General features: G+C 72.4%; 6 protein-coding genes. 5 read left to right on the top strand and 1 reads right to left on the bottom strand.

Annotated features, from left to right (window positions below):
• The first annotated feature begins 13 nt into the window (after nt 1-13).
• The 3 genes from PVK37_RS09160 (at nt 14) to PVK37_RS09170 (ending at nt 4,864) form a co-directional block, all read left to right on the top strand.
• Nucleotides 14-949 carry an ABC transporter substrate-binding protein gene (locus PVK37_RS09160; protein WP_275033377.1) on the top strand — a complete coding sequence of 312 codons (936 nt, stop codon included), beginning with the start codon at nt 14-16 and terminating at the stop codon, nt 947-949.
• A gap of 10 nt (nt 950-959) precedes the next feature.
• Complete coding sequence (locus PVK37_RS09165) at nt 960-1,994, top strand: LLM class flavin-dependent oxidoreductase (protein ID WP_275033378.1); 1,035 nt, start codon at nt 960-962, stop codon at nt 1,992-1,994.
• Between the two features lie 110 nt (nt 1,995-2,104).
• Entirely contained in the window at nt 2,105-4,864 is a 2,760-nt protein-coding gene (locus tag PVK37_RS09170; RefSeq protein ID WP_275033379.1) for a helix-turn-helix transcriptional regulator, read from the top strand.
• Here the strand turns inward: PVK37_RS09170 and PVK37_RS09175 are convergent.
• Entirely contained in the window at nt 4,831-5,226 is a 396-nt protein-coding gene (locus PVK37_RS09175) for a winged helix-turn-helix transcriptional regulator (protein WP_275033380.1), read from the bottom strand. The two genes, PVK37_RS09170 and PVK37_RS09175, sit on opposite strands and share 34 nt — an antisense overlap.
• A gap of 66 nt (nt 5,227-5,292) precedes the next feature.
• On the opposite strand from PVK37_RS09175, the gene PVK37_RS09180 reads away from it, so the two are divergent.
• Nucleotides 5,293-6,099, top strand: a complete 807-nt coding sequence (locus PVK37_RS09180) for a shikimate dehydrogenase family protein (RefSeq protein ID WP_275033381.1) — start codon at nt 5,293-5,295, stop codon at nt 6,097-6,099.
• A 105-nt stretch (nt 6,100-6,204) separates the two neighbouring features.
• Entirely contained in the window at nt 6,205-19,395 is a 13,191-nt protein-coding gene (locus PVK37_RS09185) for a type I polyketide synthase (RefSeq protein WP_275033382.1), read from the top strand.
• The last annotated feature ends 27 nt before the right edge of the window (nt 19,396-19,422 follow it).

Raw genomic sequence — 19,422 nt, forward strand, 5'->3', positions numbered from 1 at the left:
GGGGGAGGAAAAGGTGCGTCGAATCGTCACGGCCGCTGCCGTCGTCCTGCTGCTGGTCAGTGGGTGCAGCGCCACCAAGGGGGAACCGTCCTCGGCTCCGGCGGCGGTCAATCTCAGCCCGGACCAGAATCGCCTGAGCACCGAACGGGTGGCCGCGGTGGCCGCCCTGGTGCCACCCCGGATCCAGGCGGCCGGCGTGCTGCGCATCGGCGGGACGATCGACAACACCCCGCCGCTGAGCTGCTACGCGACCGACAACAAGACCCCGATCGGCTTCGAACTGGACATCGCGATCCTGGTGGCCGAGGTGATGGGACTGCGCCCGGACCGGCAGATCACCTCCTGGGACAACATGTTCCTGGGCGTGGACAGCGGCCGGTACGACGTCGCCTTCTCCAACATCTCGGTGACCGACGAACGCATGAAGAAGTACGACTTCGCGACGTACCGCCGGGACCTGCTCGGGTTCGAGGCGCGCAAGGGGGCCACCTTCGAGGTACGCGGCCCGGCCGACCTGGCCGGCCGCAGCGTGGCCCTGGCGTCCGGCTCCACCCAGGAGCGGATCATGCTCCAGTGGAACGAGGCCAACCAGCGTGCCGGCCAGGAACCGATCGAGATCCAGTACTACCAGAAGGCGTCGGACTACTACCTGGCGTTGCAGTCCGGCCGGGTCGACGTCTATGTCGGACCGAGTTCGACGGTGGTCTACCACGCCAACACGTCCGGGCAGACCGAGCTGGTCGGCGTCGTCGACAGCGCGGCCGACACCATCAACAGCCAGGTCGGTGCCATGAGCCGGCGGGGCGACGGGATGGCCCCGGCGGTCACCGCGGCCGTCAACGAGCTGATCCGTAACGGTCGCTACGCCGAGGTGCTGGACCGCTGGGGCCTCGGCGACCAGCGGGTGGAACGGTCCGAGGTCAACCCGACGCTGTCGGCGAACGGGTAGCGGGTCCAAGATGTACCTGGCAGTCGCCCTCGACGGTCTCGGGTCGCACCCGGCGGCGCACCGGACGGCCGGGCAGGACCCGGCCGCGCGGTTCGACCCCGGCCGTGTCGTCGAGTTGGCCCGGCTCGCCGAGCGGGGTCGGCTGGACCTGCTCACCGTCGACGGCCGGTCCGCCGACCGCCCCGACCCCGGTCGCCCGTACGGTGCTCTCGACGCCTGGCTGGTGCTCGCCCTGGTCGCCGCGCACACCGAGCACATCGCACTCGTCGGGGCGGGGTACGCCAAGGGTGATCCGCTGGAGACGGCCGCCCGGGTGGCGACCCTGGACCGGATCTGCGCCGGCCGGGGTGGCTGGCAACCCCGGGTGGTGATCAGCGACGAGCAGCGGCGGCGGGCCACCGCCGACCCGCTGGGCCATGTCGCCTTCACCGAGGAACGGTTCGCCCGGGTCACCGACTTCGTCGCGGCCGTCACCGACGCCTGGGCGAGCTGGCCGGAGGGGGGCCGTCCCCGCCCGCTGGACACACCGGACCGCTACGCCACCGTTCCCGTACCGGTCGACGGGCCGCCGCTGACGGCGGTACTCGCCCACTTCCGTACGCCGTACCAGCTGGCCGTCCGGTACGCGGACGTCGTCTTCGTCACGCCCCGCGACCGGGACGACGTCCTCGCCATCCGCGCGGAGCTGGCCGGGATCCGGGCCGAGGTGGGGCGGACCCGGCCACTGGCGGTCCTGGCCGACCTGAACGTGGTACTGGCCGGGACGGTGTCCGCGGCCCGGAAGCGCCAGGATCTCCTGGACGCGTACGACTCGGGCGTCTCCGACGCCGCAGGCTATGTCGGCGACGCTGCCGGCCTGGCCGACCTGCTCACCGAGTGGCACCGTGACGGCGGGGTGGACGGCTTCCGGCTACGTCCCGCCGTGCTGCCGGACGACCTCGTCGCGACGGTGCACGAGGTCGTACCCCTGCTCCAGGAGCGGGGACTGTTCGAGACCACCTATCCAGGGCCGCTGCGCACCCGACTACGACGCGGATCCGCCTGATCCGGTCCCTCGCGCAGCGTCCGCACCGGTCCTGACCGCTCCAGCCGGAGCGGTCCGTTCCGGGTGCCCTGCCGACGGGCCGGACCGCCCGTGGACCATGGAGGAGCTCCATGCAACTCGTCGAACGAGAGCAGCACCTCGACCGGATCGACCGGTTGGTCGCCGACTGCCTGACCGGACGGGGGCAGGCGGTGCTGCTGGAAGGCCCGCCCTGCACCGGCCGGACCACCCTGCTCGACCGGGTGGTCGAGCAGGGTCGCGCCAGCGGAGCGCTGACACTGCGGGCCACCTGCTTCGCCATGGAGCAGAAGATGGCCGGCAGTCTGGTCAGCCAGTTGCTGCACAGCGCGGCACTGCCCCCGGACGTCACCGAGCAGGCCACCGGCGGATCGCCGGCGTTCTGTGCCGCCATGCTGTCGGTCGCCGCCCGTACCCCCCTGCTCATCGCGGTCGACGACGCGCACCACGCGGACGACGACTCGCTGTGCCATCTGCTCTACCTGGCCCGCCGGCTGGGCGCGGCCCGGATCGTCCTGGTGCTGACCCTGGACCGGACGGCCGAGACCGCACCCTCGGCGGTGAATGCGGACCTGCGCACCGCAGCTCACTGGCAGCGGATCGGCGTCGAACCGGTCAGCGAGGCGGGGGTGGCCCGGATGCTGACCGAACGGTTGTTCCCACGACCGGTGCCGGCGGACGCTCCCGCCGGCCTGCGGCGGATCAGCGGCGGCAATCCCGTGCTGCTCAGCGCGCTGCTCGACGAGTGCGAGCGGACCGGGGACGCCGACCCCGACCGGGCCGCCGCAGGCGGGTACGGGGCCGCCGTGGTGAGTCTGCTGCGGCGGGGCGGCCCGACCATGCTGCGGCTCGCCCAGGCCCTGGCGGTGCTCGGCGAGGAGGGTGACCCCTGGCGGGCCGCCCGGATCAACGACCTGGACGGGGCTGCCGACCAGGCCGGCGTGCGGCGGACGGTGGCCGTCATGACCGCGTCCGGGCTGCTCCGCGACGGCCGGCTGCCGCACCCGGCCGCCGGGTCCGCGGTGCTCGACACCGTGCTCGGCGCCGAACGCGCCGACCTGCACAGCCGGGCCGCGACCCTGCTGCACGAGCTGCACCGGCCCGCCGGTGCGGTCGCCCACCAGCTCGGGCTCGCCGGCCGCGCGGTCGCCCCGTGGGGGGTGCCGGTGCTGCTGGAGGTGGCCGAGCAGGCGCTGCTGGCCGGGGACCTCCGGACCGCGGTGTCGCACCTCGACCTGGCCCGGAAGTCGGCCGGACGGTCCGCCGACGCCGCCGGCATCCTGGCCAAGCTGGCCGCGGCCGAATGGCGGATCAGTCCGGCGCTGGTGGTGCACCGGCTGGACGCTCTGGTCGACGCGGCCCGGCAGCGGCTGCTGGAGCCGACCGCCGTGGTCGGGCTGGTCCGTCAACTGCTCTGGCATGGCCGGAACGACGAGGCCGCGACGGTGCTGGCCGGACTGCGGGCGGACCCGACGACCACCGGTGACCTGGGCAACCTGGAAGCCTGGCTGTCCGTTTCGTTCCCATCGTCGGCCGGTCCCGGTACGGTCCGGGGCCGAACCGTACCGGCCGTCGAGCAGGGCCTGTCCCTGCTGGCCGGCACCGATCCCTGGCTGGCCTCCGCCGGCACGCTGGGCGACCTGCACGTCCGGGGTACGGGGCGACGGCAGGTCGACCGGATCGAGCAGGCCCTGGAGAACCTGCAACGGGGCGGCAGCACGCCGTGGGCCGAGGAGACGGCCGGCCTCGCCCTACTGGGATTGATCAACGCGGACCTGTACGGGTACGCGCTGGAGTGGGCTGACGCGCTGGCCGCGCCGGTGCCCGTCGAGCAGGCCCCGACCTGGCACGCCCTGCTGGAGAGCCTCCGGGCTGAGGCGGCGCTGCGTATGGGTGACCTCGCCGGCGCGGCAGCCGGGGCCCGACGCGCCCTGGCCCTGATTCCACCGGCCGCGTGGGGGGTGGCCGTCGGGTTCCCCATCGGCACCCTGGTCACGGCAGCGGTGCGCCTGGGTGACCTGCACGAGGCCGCCGACCACCTCGCGTTCGCGCCCAGCGAGGCCATGTTCCACAGCCGGTACGGGCTGTACTACCTGCACGCACGGGGGCTCTACTACCTGGCGACCGGACGCGGGTACGCCGGCCTGGCCGACTTCCTGACCTGTGGTGAACGGGCCCGCTCGCTCGGGCTCGACGCGGCGGTGACGGTGCCGTGGCGGACCAGTGCGGCCCGGGCCTGGTGGCAGCTCGGCAACGAGGACCAGGCGCGGCGGCTGGTCCGTGAGCAGTTGACCCGGTCGGAGGCGACCGGCGGCAGCAACCGGGGCAGGTCGTTGCGGATGCTGGCCGTGGTGAGCCCGGCGGAGCGGCGTCCCCAACTGCTGTCGGAGGCCCTCGACCTGTTCGAGGAGTGCGGGGCCCAGTACGAGCAGGTGCAGGTCCTGGCCGACCTCGGACGGGCGTACTCGGCTCTCGGGGACAGCCGGCGGGCCCGGACCACCCTCCGCCGGGCCCGGCATCTGGCCGAGCGCTGCCGCGCCATGCCGCTCTGCGACGACCTGCTGGCCCTTCAGGAACGCAGCGAGGGCCCCGCCGTGGCGGGGGACGGGCAACGGTTGCTGACCGACTCGGAGCGTCGGGTCGCCTCCCTGGCGGTGCTCGGTTACACCAACCGGGAGATCGCGGCCCGGTTGTACATCACGTCGAGCACGGTGGAGCAGCACCTGACCCGGGTCTACCGGAAGCTGGACGTGAAGCGCCGCAAGGACCTGCCCGCCGACCTGGGGGCCGCATCGGTGCGGACCCGGCCCCTGCGGCGTCAGCCCGCGTCGGCCAGGCGCCTGCTGTCGTAGGCGGTCCGGGCGGCGGAGATCGTCGCCCGGTGCCGTTGGGCCCAGCCGGTCAGCGACAGCAGGGACTCGTGCAGCTCCCGGGCGATGGGGGTGAGTTCGTAGTCGACCCGGGGCGGGACGACCGGGTACACCGTGCGGTGAAGCAGCCCGTCCCGCTCCAGGTTGCGCAGGGTCAGGGTGAGCATGCGCCGACTTATCCCGTCGATCGAGCGTTCGAGTTCGGTGAAGCGAACCGGCCCGTCGGCGGCGGCGATGATCACCATGATGCTCCACTTTCCGGCCACCCGGTCCAGCACCTCCCGGACGGGGCAGGCCTGCACGACGATGTCGGCGGTCCGGTCGCTGAGCGTACTCGTCTGCATACGGTCCATGGTGCCACATCCGTCTCCTCTGTTACATGAGGATGCATCAAGAAAGGAGTCGTCGCGGTGGCCGCTGACGGCATCTCGGGTACCACCCGGCTCTACGGCGTCCTGGGTGACCCGGTGACCCAGGTCCGGGCTCCGGAACTGCTCAACCCGCTGCTCGCCACACTCGGAGTCGACGCCGTCGTGCTCCCGGTGCACGCCGCGCCCGGGGACCTGCCGGACGTTCTGCGCGGGCTGCGTCGGGTGGGCAACCTCGACGGGCTGTTCGTGACGGTCCCGCACAAGGCGGCCGTCTGCCGGTTCGCCGACCGGCTGGGGCCGTACGCCACCCGGATCGGTACGGCCAACGTACTACGGCGGGACCCGGACGGCGGCTGGACGGCGGAGAACTTCGACGGTACGGGCTTCGTCCGGGGACTGGTGGCGGACGGGCACGCGGTACGCGACGCCACGGTCTGCCTGTTCGGTGCGGGCGGCGCCGGCAGTTCCATCGCCGACGCGCTGCTGGCCGCCGGCACCGCCCGACTCCTGGTGCGTGACGTCCACCCCGACCGGCAGGCCGCCCTGCTGGCCGCGCTGGACGCCCACTGGCCGGGGCGGGCGTCGCCGGGCCGGGACGGTGACCTGGCGAGCGCCGACATCGTGGTCAACGCGACCCCGTCGGGGCTGCGCCCGGACGACCCCCTGCCCCTGGACCCCGCCGTCGTGCGACCCACCGCCGTGATCGCCGACATCATCATGCGGCCAGCCGAGACCGCCCTCCTGGCAAGCGCGACGCGGCACGGTCTGCGGGTGCACTACGGGATCAACATGCTTCTACACCAAATACCCTGCTACCGGAACTTCTTCGGCTGGCCGGAAAGTTAGGGACGGCATAGGGGTGTAGCTAGGGGTTTCAATCTTTTGGTTTCTGCGAGAATTTCCTGCGGAGGTTGTGTCCGGCCCGGCCCTCGCTAGGAGTTGTGATCCCCCATGCTGCGCATCGAGCTGATCCGTCCGCTGCCCGAGATCCTGGCCGGCCACGCCGAGGTCAGGGGTGCCCGGATCGCCTTCTCCGACGCTCGCCGTGCAGTTACCTACGCCGAACTGGAAACTCGTACCCGGTGCCTTGCCGGCCACTTGGCTGAATTGCGCGTCCAGCCCGGCGACCGGGCCGCCATCTATCTCGGAAACTGCGTGGAAATGGTGGAGAGTTACCTGGCCATCACCCGCGCCGACGCGGTCGGAGTGCCACTCAACCCGCATTCGACCGACACCGAACTGGAATACTTCCTCGCGGACAGCGGCGCCCGTGTGGTGATCACCGACCCCGCGCACGCCGACCAGGTGCGCCGGGTCGTCGCGGGCGCGCAGTACCCCCGGATCGTGGTGACCGGGCACCGCGAGCTACCCGCCTGGGCCGTCCCCTTCGAGACGCTGGCCACCACCCGGCCCGACGAGCCGGCCCGCGACGGCCTCGGGCTCGACGAGGTGGCCTGGATGCTCTACACCTCGGGCACCACCGGGCGACCCAAGGGGGTGCTCTCCACCCAGCGCAACGGGCTGTGGTCGGTGGCCGCCTGCTACGTGCCGGTGCCCGAGCTCTCCCCCGAGGACCGGGTGCTGTGGCCGCTGCCGCTGTTCCACAGCCTGTCGCACATCGCCTGCGTGCTGGCCGTCACCGCGGTCGGCGCGTCCGCCCGGATCACCGACGGGTACTCCGCCGACGAGATCCTGTCGATCCTGCGAACCGAGTCGCCCACCTTCCTCGCCGGGGTCCCGACCATGTACCACCACCTGGTCCAGGCCGCCCAGCAGCACGGGCTGGACACGCCGAATTTGCGGGTCGCCCTGGTCGGCGGCGCGGTGACCACCGCCGCGTTGCGGGCCGCCTTCGAGGAGACCTTCGGTGTGCCGCTGCTCGACGCGTACGGCAGCACCGAGACCAGTGGATCCATCACGGTCAACTGGCCCAACGGTGCCCGGGTGGAGGGCTCCTGCGGGCTGCCCGTACCCGGACTCAACGTGCGGCTGGTCGACCCGGACACCGGCCTCGACGTACCCACCGGTACCGAGGGCGAGGTCTGGGTCAGCGGACCCAGCGTGATGGTCGGCTACCACAACCGTCCCGAGGAGACCGAAGCGGCCCTCCGCGACGGCTGGTACCGCACCGGTGACCTGGCCCGACGCGACGACGCCGGATACTTCACCATCTCCGGACGGATCAAGGACCTGATCATCCGCGGCGGCGAGAACATCCACCCGGGCGAGGTCGAGGACGTCCTGCGCGGCGTGCCCGGCGTGGCCGACGTGGCGGTGGCCGGCAAGCCGCACGAGGTGCTGGGCGAGGTGCCGGTCGCCTTCCTCGTACCGGCCGAGGGCGGACTGGACACCGAGGCGCTCTTCGCGGCCTGCCGGGAACGGCTGTCCTACTTCAAGGTGCCCGAGGAACTCTACGAGGTCGCCGAGATTCCCCGGACCCGCTCCGGGAAGATCACCCGTCACCTGCTGCTGGAACAGCCGGCCCGGCTGCGGGCCGCCGGCAGCGGCTACTACGAGTCGCTGTTCCGCACCGACTGGCTGCCCCTCTCCTCGGTACCCGCGCCGACCTCGCCGGCCGGCCCCCGTCGCTGGGCCCTGGTCGGCGACGACACCACCGAGCTGACCGACCGGCTGCGCGCCGACAGCTTCGACGTGACGTCCCACCCCGACCTCGGCGCGCTCGCCGCCCACGTCGCCACCAGCGGCCAGCCGGTACCGCAGGTCGTCGTGGTCGCCGGCCGGCCGGGACCGGACCACGGCCGTACCGGCCTCCGTACCGTGGTCGACACCTGGACCGCCGACCTGCGCGGCTGGCTGGCCGACGAACGGTTCCACAGCAGCCGGCTGGTCGTGTTGACCAGGGACGCTGCCGGGCCGGGTGAACCCGGACGCACCCCCGACCCGACCCAGGCCGCCGTGGCCGGCGTGGCCCACGGCCTCCAGGCCGCGGCCGCCGGCCGGTTGGTCCTGGCGGACCTGCCGGCCGGGGACGACGACCCGGTCGCCCCGCTGGTCCGCGCGCTGGACACCGGGGAGACCCGGTTCGCGGTACGGGCCGGCAGCGTCCTGACCCCGTCGCTGGAACGGGTACCCACCGCCGAACGTTCCGGCGCCACCCTCGACCCGAAGCGCACCGTGGTGGTCGCCGGGGCCGACACGGCCCTCGGCGCGGCCGTGGCCCGGCATTTGGTGAGCGGGCACGGGGTCCGACACCTGCTCCTCCTCAGCGACCAGGGCCGGAAGGACCCGGCGGTGGCCGCCCTCGCCGACGAACTGCCCGCCTCGGTGACCGTGGTCGCCTGCGACCTGACCGACCGTCCCGCACTGGCGAAGCTGCTCGGCCGGCCCCGCCGCCCGCTCGGCGCGGTGTTCTACGCCCCGGACCTGGACGACCGGCCGGCGCTCGACCGGGTCGGTGCCGCCGCCACCCACCTGTACGACCTCACCCGGGACGCCGGCCTGACCACGTTCGTCCTGTTCGGAAGCACCGCTGGCACCCTCGCCGACGCCCCGGACGTCGAGGGGACCACCGTGACGGAGATCCTGGACGGCATCGCCCGCACCGGCCGGCACCAGGGCGTACCGGCGCTGTCGCTGGCTGTCGGGCCGTGGAGTCCGGACGGTACGACGGACCCGGACCCCGCCCGTCCCGGCCGGCCCGGGGTCGGGCTGCTCGCCCGGCGGGACCTGCTGGCCCTCCTCGACGCGGCACTGATGACGGACGAGGCGGTGCTCACCGCCGTCCGGATCGACATCACCGCCCTCCGGGGCGGTCCGGTGCCGAGCCTGCTCTCCCGGCTCATCGACACCCCCGCCGGGCCCGGCGGCACGGATCGGGACCGTACCCGCGCGCTGCGCGCCCGGCTGGCTCCACTCCCGTCGGCCGACCGGCTGTCGGCCCTGGTCGACCTGGTCGTCTCGGCCGCGTCCCGTGCCGGTGGCGTACCGGCCGGGCGGTCGCTCCCGGTGGACCGGGCGTTCAAGGATCTCGGGTTCACGTCGGCGCAGTCGGTTCTGCTGCGCAACCTCCTGGTGGAGGCCACCGGGCACCCGTTGCCGGCCACCGTGGCCTTCGACTACCCGAACCCGCGGGCCCTGGCCGGCTTTCTCCGGTCCGAGCTGCTCGGCGAGGACTCCGGCACGGAGGAGGTGACCGCCGAGACGCGTACCGACGACGACCCGATCGTGATCGTGGGCATGGCGTGCCGGTTGCCGGGCGGCATCGCGTCGCCGGAGGACCTGTGGGAGTTCGTGGTCGCGGAACGGGACGGTGTCGGTCCGTTCCCGACCGACCGCGGCTGGGACATCGACGGCATCTACGACCCCGACCCCGACCGTACCGGCACCACGTACGTCCGGGACGGCGGCTTCCTGGCCGACGCGACCGACTTCGACGCCGGGTTCTTCCGGATCTCGCCGCGTGAGGCGTTGGCGATGGATCCGCAGCAGCGGGTGTTCCTGGAGGCGTCGTGGGAGGTGTTCGAGCGGGCGGGTATCGACGTGACCACGTTGAAGGGCAGCCGGACCGGCGTCTTCGCCGGCGTGATGAACCAGGAGTACGCGACCGCGCTGGCCGGTTCGGCCGAGGAGACCGAAGGTCACCGGAGCACCGGTTCCGCGGCGAGCGTGGTCTCCGGTCGGGTGTCGTACACGTTCGGGTTCGAGGGTCCGGCGGTGACGGTGGATACGGCGTGTTCGTCGTCGTTGGTGGCGTTGCATCTGGCGGCGCAGTCGTTGCGGTCGGGTGAGTGTGATCTGGCGGTGGCGGGTGGGGTGGCGGTGATGGTGCGGCCGTCGACGTTTGTGGAGTTTTCGCGGCAGCGGGGGTTGGCGCGGGATGGGCGGTGTAAGGCGTTTGCGGCGGGGGCGGATGGGACGGGGTGGTCTGAGGGTGTGGCGGTGGTGTTGTTGGAGCGGTTGTCGGTGGCGCGGGCGCGGGGTCGTCGGGTGTTGGCGGTGGTGCGGTCGTCGGCGGTGAATCAGGACGGGGCGTCGAATGGTTTGACGGCGCCGTCGGGTCGGGCGCAGCGGCGGGTGATTGGTCAGGCGTTGGTTAATGGTGGGTTGTCGGCGGTGGATGTGGATGTGGTGGAGGCGCATGGTACGGGGACGGTGTTGGGGGATCCGATCGAGGCGCAGGCGTTGATCAGTGTTTATGGGCAGGGTCGTGGTGAGCCGTTGTGGTTGGGGTCGTTGAAGTCGAACATCGGTCATACGCAGGCGGCTGCGGGTGTGGCGGGTGTGGTGAAGATGGTGTTGGCGTTGGGGGCGGGGGTGTTGCCGGCGACGTTGCATGTGGATGCGCCGTCGCCGCATGTGGATTGGTCGGCGGGGGATGTGCGGTTGTTGACGGAGTCGCGGCCGTGGCCTGTCGTGGGTCGTCCGCGTCGGGCGGGGGTGTCGGCGTTCGGGGTGAGTGGGACCAACGCGCACGTGATCCTCGAACAGGCACCGCAGGACGACGGCGGGCTGGTCGATGGTGGCCCGGTCGGTGGTGCCGTCCGTTTGGTTGCCGGTCCGGTCGATGACCAGGAGACCGGCGGGGTGTCGGCGTGGGTGTTGTCGGCGCGGTCGTCGGAGGCGTTGGTGGCGCTGGCGGGGCGGTTGGGTGAGTACGTGGGCCGGTATCCGGGGGCGGGGGCGGCTGATGTGGCGGTGCGGTTGGGTGGCCGGGCGGTGTTGGAGCATCGTGCGGTCGTGGTGGGGGGTTCGCGTGAGGTGTTGTTGGCGGGGTTGGGGGCGTTGGTGGAGGGGCGGCCTGATCCTGCGGTGGTGACGGGTTCGGGTGGGCCGGCGGGGAGGACGGTGTTCGTGTTCCCGGGGCAGGGGACGCAGTGGGCGGGCATGGGTGCGGGTTTGGTGGCGTCGTCGTCGGTGTTCGCGGAGACGGTGGCGGAGTGTGAGGCGGCGCTGTCGGGGTTGGTGGACTGGTCGTTGTCGGGGGTGATCGGTGGGGTTGCGGGTGCGCCGTCGTTGGATCGGGTGGACGTGGTGCAGCCGGTGTCGTTCGTGATGATGGTCGGTCTGGCGCGGTTGTGGGCGTCGCATGGTGTGGTGCCGGATGCGGTGCTCGGTCATTCGCAGGGGGAGATCGCGGCGGCGGTGGTGGCTGGTGGTCTGTCATTGGCTGATGGTGTGCGGGTGGTGGTGTTGCGGAGTCGGCTGATCGCGGCGCGGTTGGCGGGCCGTGGGGCGATGGTGTCGGTGGCGTTGTCGCAGGAGCGGGTGGCTGCCGATCTGGTGGAGTTCGACGGGGTGGAGATCGCCACGGTGAACGGGCCGGCGTCGGTGGTGGTGGCCGGGGATCCGGCGGCGGTGGATCGATATGTGGCGCATTGCGAGCGGGTGGGGGTGCGGGCGCGGCGGATTGCGGTGGATTACGCGTCGCATTCGCGGTTCGTGGCGGAGATCGAGGCGGAGTTGGTGGAGGTGTTGGCGGGGATCGTGCCGGTGACGCCGACGGTGCCGATGTTCTCCACGACGGAGGGCCGGTGGGTGGATGGGCCGGTGCTCGATGGTGGGTACTGGTATCGGAATCTGCGGCAGCGGGTGGGTTTCCATCCGGCGGTGCGGTCGTTGTTGGACGAGCAGTTCCGGGTGTTCGTGGAGGTGAGTACGCATCCGGTGTTGGCGATGGCGATCGGGGACACCATCGACGAGGCCGGGGTCGAGGCGGTGGTGGTGCCCACGCTGCGCCGGGACCAGGACGAGCGGGTCACCTTCCGGACGGCGTTGGCGACCCTGGCCACCCAGACCGATGTCCGGGTCGACTGGCGGCATCCCGTTCCCACGCACGTCCATGAGGTTCCCCTGCCCACCTACCCCTTCCAGCACCAACGCTTCTGGCCGGCGCCGGCCACGGTCGCCGCTCCTTCGGCGGGCACCATGGACCCGGCCGAGATCCGGTTCTGGGAGGCGGTCGAGCAGGAGAACCTGTCCGCCCTCACCGAGACGCTCACCGTCACCGACTCCGACACCGACGCGGTGGCGGCGTTGGCCTCGGCCCTGCCGACCCTGGCCCACTGGCGCCGGCAGCACCACCGGCGCTCGACGCTCGACGCGTGGCGCTACCGGGTGATCTGGCGTCGACTGGGCGCCATCGGCACCGGGCGACTCACCGGCTCCTGGCTGACCGTGGTCCCTGAGCACCTGCGTGACGACGACCGGGTGACCGCGATCCTGTCCGCCCTGCGGACCGCCGGGGCCCACTGCGTGACACTGGAACTCGGCCCGTCGGACACCGACCGGCCGACCCTGGTCCAGCGCCTGCACGCGGCCAGGTCGGCCGACGCCGGGTACGACGGCGTGCTGTCCCTGCTCGCCCTCGACCAGCGCCCCCAGCCCGCACTGCCGGAGCTGCCGGTCGGCCTGGCCCTGCTCGCGTCACTGGTGCCGGCACTGGCGGAGGCCCAGTTCACCGCCCCGGTCTGGGCGGTCACCGTCGGGGCCACCACGGTCGACGACGACCCGGACACCGAGGTCGACCCGGTCGCGGCCCTCACCTGGGGATTCGGCCTGGTGGCGGCGCTCGAACACCCCCGGCTCTGGGGTGGCCTGGTCGATCTGCCGCCGAACGCGGACGCGCCCGTACTGCGGCAACTTCCGCTCGTCCTGCAGGGCCAGGGGGACGAGGACCAGGTGGCGCTGCGGACCGCCGGGCTCTTCGGGCGACGCCTGGTGCGCGCCCCGCTACCCACGGCGGCCCCGGTACGGCCGTGGAGTCCGCGCGGCACCGTCCTCGTCACCGGCGGCACCGGAGGCGTGGGAGCCCAGGTCGCCCGATGGCTGGCCGGTGCCGGCGCGGAGCACCTGCTGCTGCTCAGCCGGCGGGGTGCCGACGGGCCCGGTACCACCGACCTGGTGGCGGAGCTGTCCGGAACGGGAACCACCGTCACCGTCGCCGCCTGCGACGTGGCGGATCGGGACGCGCTGGCCGCGGTGCTCGCGGCGGTGCCCGCCGAGCATCCCCTGACCGCCGTCGTGCACGCCGCTGGGCTGGGACAGAACAGCCCGATCGCCGAGACGGAGCTGTCCGAGTACCACTCGGTCATCGCCGGCAAGGTCGCCGGTGCCCGGCACCTCGACGAACTTCTCGGCGACCACCCGCTCGACGCGTTCGTGCTGATCTCCTCCAACGCGGGCGTGTGGGGTGGCGGCGGGCAGGGCGCGTACGCGGCCGCCAACGCCCACCTCGACGCGTTGGCGCTGCGCCGTCGCCGGGCGGGCCGGGTCGCCACCGCCATCGCCTGGGGCTCCTGGGCCGGCGCCGGTCTGGGCGCGGTGGACGGGGCGGCCGAGCGGCTGAGCCGGCTGGGTGTCTTCCCGATGGACCCCGAGCTGGCCGTGTCGGCCTTGGTCGCCGCCGTCGAGCACGACGAGACGGTGGTCTCCGTCGCCGACCTCGACTGGGGGCGATTCGCACCCGGATTCACCTCGGCACGACCCAGCGCGCTGCTCGGTGAACTGCCCGAGGTGCAGGCCGCGCTGCGTACCCCCGAAGCGGTCGGCCAGCAAGGCGCTGCCTCGGCCCTGGCCCAGCGGCTGGTCGAGCTTCCCGAGGCGGACCGCGCGCCGGCGGTACTCGCGGCGGTGCAGGCCCAGGCCGCAGTGGTGCTCGGCCACCGGGATCCGGCCGTGGTGCAACCCGGTACGGCCTTCACCGAGCAGGGCTTCGACTCGATGACGGCGGTCCAGCTCCGTAACGCGCTGGCCCGGGAGTTGGGCGTACGACTGCCCACCACGGTGCTCTTCGACCACCCGAATCCGAGGTCGCTGGCGACCTTCCTGCTCGGGGAACTGCTGGGGGAACAGGAGGCAGCCGGCGAGCCGACCGCCGCCACCGTCGTCAGCGACGACGACCCGATCGCGATCGTGGGCATGGCGTGCCGGTTGCCGGGCGGCATCGCGTCGCCGGAGGACCTGTGGCAGCTGCTGATGGCCGGCGACGAGGCACTGTCGGACTTCCCCACCGACCGGGGCTGGGACATCGACGGCATCTACGACCCGGAGCCGGGAGTACCCGGCAAGACCTACACCCGCCGGGGTGGCTTCCTGGCCGACGCGACCGACTTCGACCCCGGGTTCTTCCGGATCTCGCCGCGTGAGGCGTTGGCGATGGATCCGCAGCAGCGGGTGTTCCTGGAGGCGTCGTGGGAGGTGTTCGAGCGGGCGGGTATCGACGTGACCACGTTGAAGGGCAGCCGGACCGGCGTCTTCGCCGGTGCCTTCCACACCGGCTACACCATCGGGGCCGACCTGATCGGTGAGGGCGTGGACGGCTACTCGTCGCACGGCAACCTGCCCAGTGTCCTGTCCGGTCGGGTGTCGTACACGTTCGGGTTCGAGGGTCCGGCGGTGACGGTGGATACGGCGTGTTCGTCGTCGTTGGTGGCGTTGCATCTGGCGGCGCAGTCGTTGCGGTCGGGTGAGTGTGATCTGGCGGTGGCGGGTGGGGTGGCGGTGATGGTGCGGCCGTCGACGTTTGTGGAGTTTTCGCGGCAGCGGGGGTTGGCGCGGGATGGGCGGTGTAAGGCGTTTGCGGCGGGGGCGGATGGGACGGGGTGGTCTGAGGGTGTGGCGGTGGTGTTGTTGGAGCGGTTGTCGGTGGCGCGGGCGCGGGGTCGTCGGGTGTTGGCGGTGGTGCGGTCGTCGGCGGTGAATCAGGACGGGGCGTCGAATGGTTTGACGGCGCCGTCGGGTCGGGCGCAGCGGCGGGTGATTGGTCAGGCGTTGGTTAATGGTGGGTTGTCGGCGGTGGATGTGGATGTGGTGGAGGCGCATGGTACGGGGACGGTGTTGGGGGATCCGATCGAGGCGCAGGCGTTGATCAGTGTTTATGGGCAGGGTCGTGGTGAGCCGTTGTGGTTGGGGTCGTTGAAGTCGAACATCGGCCACACGCAGACCGCCGCCGGCCTGGCCGGTGTGGTGAAGATGGTGTCGGCGTTGCGGGCCGGTGTGTTGCCGGCGACGTTGCACGTGGACGCCCCGACGCCGCACGTGGACTGGTCGGCGGGGGATGTGCGGTTGCTGACCGAGTCGCGGCCGTGGCCCGCCGTGGACCGTCCGCGCCGGGCGGGGGTGTCGGCGTTCGGGGTCAGTGGCACCAACGCGCACGTGATCCTGGAACAGGCCCCGGACGAGGCGGAGCCGGCCGTCGGTGACGTCCCGGACGACGCCACCGGCGGGGTGTCGGCGTGGGTGTTGTCGGCGCAGACGCCGGCGGCGTTGGCTGCGCAGGCGCGGCGGTTGAGCGAACACGTCGAGCGGTACCCCGAGGTGGACCCGGCTGACGTCGCGGTCCGGCTGAGCGCTCGGGCCGTGTTGGCACACCGCGCGGTCGTCGTCGGGGATGGGCTCGAAGGGCTGTCGACGGGGTTGGGGGCGTTGGTGGAGGGCCGGCCTGATCCTGCGGTGGTGACGGGTTCGGGTGGGCCGGTCGGGAAGTCGGTGTTCGTGTTCCCGGGGCAGGGGACGCAGTGGGCGGGCATGGGTGCGGGTCTGGTGGCGTCGTCGTCGGTGTTCGCGGAGACGGTGGCGGAGTGTGAGGCGGCGTTCGCGGGGTTGGTGGACTGGTCGTTGTCGGAGGTGATCCGGCAGGTTCCGGGGGCGCCGTCGCTGGACCGGGTGGACGTGGTGCAACCGGTGTCGTTCGTGATGATGGTCGGTCTGGCCCGGCTGTGGGCGTCGCATGGTGTGGTGCCGGATGCGGTGCTCGGTCATTCGCAGGGGGAGATCGCGGCGGCGGTGGTGGCGGGTGCTCTGTCGTTGGTCGACGGTGCCCGGGTGGTGGTGTTGCGGAGTCGGTTGATCGCGGCACGGTTGGCCGGTCGTGGGGTGATGGTGTCGGTGGCGTTGCCTGAGCAGCAGGTGGCTGCCGAGTTGGTCGGCTTCGACGGGGTGGAGATCGCCACGGTGAACGGGCCGGCGTCGGTGGTGGTGGCCGGGGATCCGGCGGCGGTGGACCGGTACGTGGCCCACTGTGAGCGGGCGGGGGTGCGGGCGCGGCGGATCCCGGTGGACTACGCGTCGCATTCCCGGTTCGTGGCGGAGATCGAGACCGAGTTGGTCGATCTGTTGGCGGGTGTGGAAGCGGTGACGCCGGCGGTGCCGATGTTCTCCACCACCGAGGGCCGCTGGATCGACGGCCCGGTGCTCGATGGTGGGTACTGGTATCGGAACCTGCGGCAGCGGGTGGGTTTCCATCCGGCGGTGCGGTCGTTGTTGGACGAGCAGTTCCGGGTGTTCGTGGAGGTGAGTACGCATCCGGTGTTGGCGATGGCGATCGGGGACACCATCGACGAGGCCGGGGTCGAGGCGGTGGTGGTGCCCACGCTGCGCCGGGACCAGGACGAGCGGGTCACCTTCCGGACGGCGTTGGCGACCCTGGCCACCCAGACCGACGTCCCGGTCGACTGGCAGCATCCCACTCCCGGAAGTACCCATCAGGTTCCCCTGCCCACCTACCCCTTCCAACACCAACGCTTCTGGCTGAAGACGGCGACCGCGACCACCGACCTCGGCGCCGTCGGTCTCGGCGAGACCGGGCACCCGCTGCTCGGCGCGGCGATGAGCCTGCCCGACTCCGGCAGCCTGGTCTTCACCAACCGGATCTCCACGACGAACCAGCCCTGGGTGGCCGATCACGTGCTCGCCGGAACGACGCTGCTGCCGGGCACCGCGCTGCTCGAACTGGCGGTCCGGGCCGGCGAGGAGGTCGGCCTGACGACGGTCGCCGAGCTGGTGATCGAGGCACCCCTGGTACTGCCCACGCCGAAGGGTGTCGACCTGCGGGTGACCGTCGGTGAAGCCGAGCCGACCGGGCTGCGTTCCGTCGCCGTCCACTCCCGGCCGGTCGGTGCGGCCACGGACGCCCCGTGGCGCCGGCACGTCAGCGGACAGCTCGGTGACGGGTCGGCCCGGCGGTCCGACGTGGATCTCGGTACCTGGCCGCCTCCCGGAGCCGATGTCGTCCCGGTGGGGGAGTTCTACGACCACCAGTCGGCGGCGGGATTCGAGTTCGGCCCGCTGTTCCGGGGCCTGCGGGCGGCCTGGACCCGGGACGGTGAGGTGTTCGCCGAGGTGCAACTGCCCGGCGACGCCGACCCGGATGCGTTCCTGCTGCACCCGGCACTGCTCGACGCGGCGCTGCACGCCAGCTCGTTCCTGCCCGGCCGGGGCGCCGAGGACGCCCCCGCCCTGCTGCCCTTCGCCTGGACCGACGTGGTCCTGCACGCGACCGGCGCGACCGCCCTCCGGGTGCACGTCCGAGCGTCCGGGGTCGACGAGGTCGCGCTGGAGCTCGCCGACGGCACCGGGGCGCCGGTGGCCTCGGTCGGCGCGCTCACCGTCCGGCCGGCGGACCCTCGACAGCTGACCGCAGCGGCCGACCGGGCTGATGATCTGTACCAGATGGTCTGGAAGCCGGTGCCGCTGGGCGCGCCGGGCGAGGCCGGCCAGGTGCTGGACCTGTCGACGGCGGTCGACGGCCTTCCGCCCGAGCGGGCCCGCAAGCTGGTCGGACTGGCGTTGGCCGGTATCCAGCGACACCTGGCCGAGGGGGCGCCGGAGCAGCCCCTGGTGGTACTCACCCGACACGCCCGTCGGGATCCGGCAATGGCCGCGGTGTGGGGCCTGACCCGGAGTGCGCAGACCGAACATCCGGGCCGGTTCGTCCTGGTCGATCTGGACGACCGCGAGGATCCCGCCCGGCTGCTCCCGGCTGCCGTCGCCACCGGGGAGCCACAGCTCGCCATCACCGACGGCGAGGTGACGGTACCTCGGCTGATCCGGTACGATCCGGCCGACGGTCCGGAGGGCCCTCCGCACCTGGAGGGCACCGTCCTGATCACGGGCGGCACCGGCACGCTCGGTGGACTGATCGCCCGTCGGCTCGTCGCCCGGCACGGCGTCCGCCATCTGGTGTTGGCGAGCCGTCGTGGACCGGACGCCCCGAACGTGGCCGAGCTGCACGCGGAGCTGACCGCGCTGGGCGCGATGGTCACCGTGACCTCCTGCGACACCTCCGACCGGCGGGCGATCGCCGAGATGCTCGCCCGGATCCCCGTCGAGCATCCGCTGACGGCGGTACTGCACACGGCGGCCGTACTGGACGACGGGGTGATCACCGCGCTCGATCCGGACCGGGTGGACACCGTCTTCGGGCCCAAGGTCGACGGCGCCTGGCACCTGCACGAGCTGACCGCCGAACTGGACCTGTCGGCGTTCGTGTTGTTCTCGTCCGCGTCCGGAACGGTGGGCAACGCCGGGCAGGGCAACTACGCGGCGGGGAACGGCTTCCTGGACGGGCTCGCCGCCTACCGGCGTGCTCTCGGGATGCCGGGGCTCTCCCTGGTCTGGGGGCTGTGGGAGGAGGCCAGCGAGATGACGGGGGCGCTGCTGGACGGCAGTCGCGGCCACCTCAAGAAGGATGTCGCCGCGCTCTCCAACGAGGAGGCGCTGCTGCTGTTCGACCGGGCGATGGCCGGGGTGGGCCAGCCGGACACCCCGGCCGTCCTGGCGCCGGTCAGGTTCGACCTCGGGGCGTTGCGCCAGTCGGCGGAGCCGCCGGCGGTGCTGCGTGATCTGGTACCCCGGAGCCGACCTGCGGCCCGGCGGGACAGCGTCGCCACCGACGCCCTGGCCGACCAGCTCCAGCGGATGACCCCGGCGGAGCAGCTACGGCGGCTGGTCGACCTGGTGCGTGCGCATGCTGCGGCCACCCTCGGCCACCCCGACCCCGGGGCGCTGCGGGACGGGCAGGCGTTCCGGGATCTGGGCTTCGACTCGCTGGCCGCGGTGGACCTGCGGAACCGGCTCGGTGCCAGCACCGGCCTGCGGCTACCGGCCACGCTGGTCTTCGACCACCCGAACCCGGCAGCCCTCGCCGAGTACCTGCGCTGCCAGCTCGTCGCCGACCAGCCCTCGGGCACCCAGCGGGCCCTCGCGGAACTGGAACGGCTGGACCTCTCGCTGCGGTCGGTCGCGCTCGACCCCGACGACCAGGTGCAGGTGGAGGCCCGGCTGCGCGACCTGGCGAGCAGGTGGCGGCTGCTGGTGAAGGGCACCACCGACGACGGGGACCTGGACTCGGCGACCGACGACGAGATCTTCGAACTGGCCGAGTCGGAACTGAACCTTTCCTGAGTCGCTGCGGATCGCAAAGGAACGTTG

Source organism: Micromonospora cathayae (genome assembly GCF_028993575.1).
Classification (GTDB): domain Bacteria; phylum Actinomycetota; class Actinomycetes; order Mycobacteriales; family Micromonosporaceae; genus Micromonospora; species Micromonospora cathayae.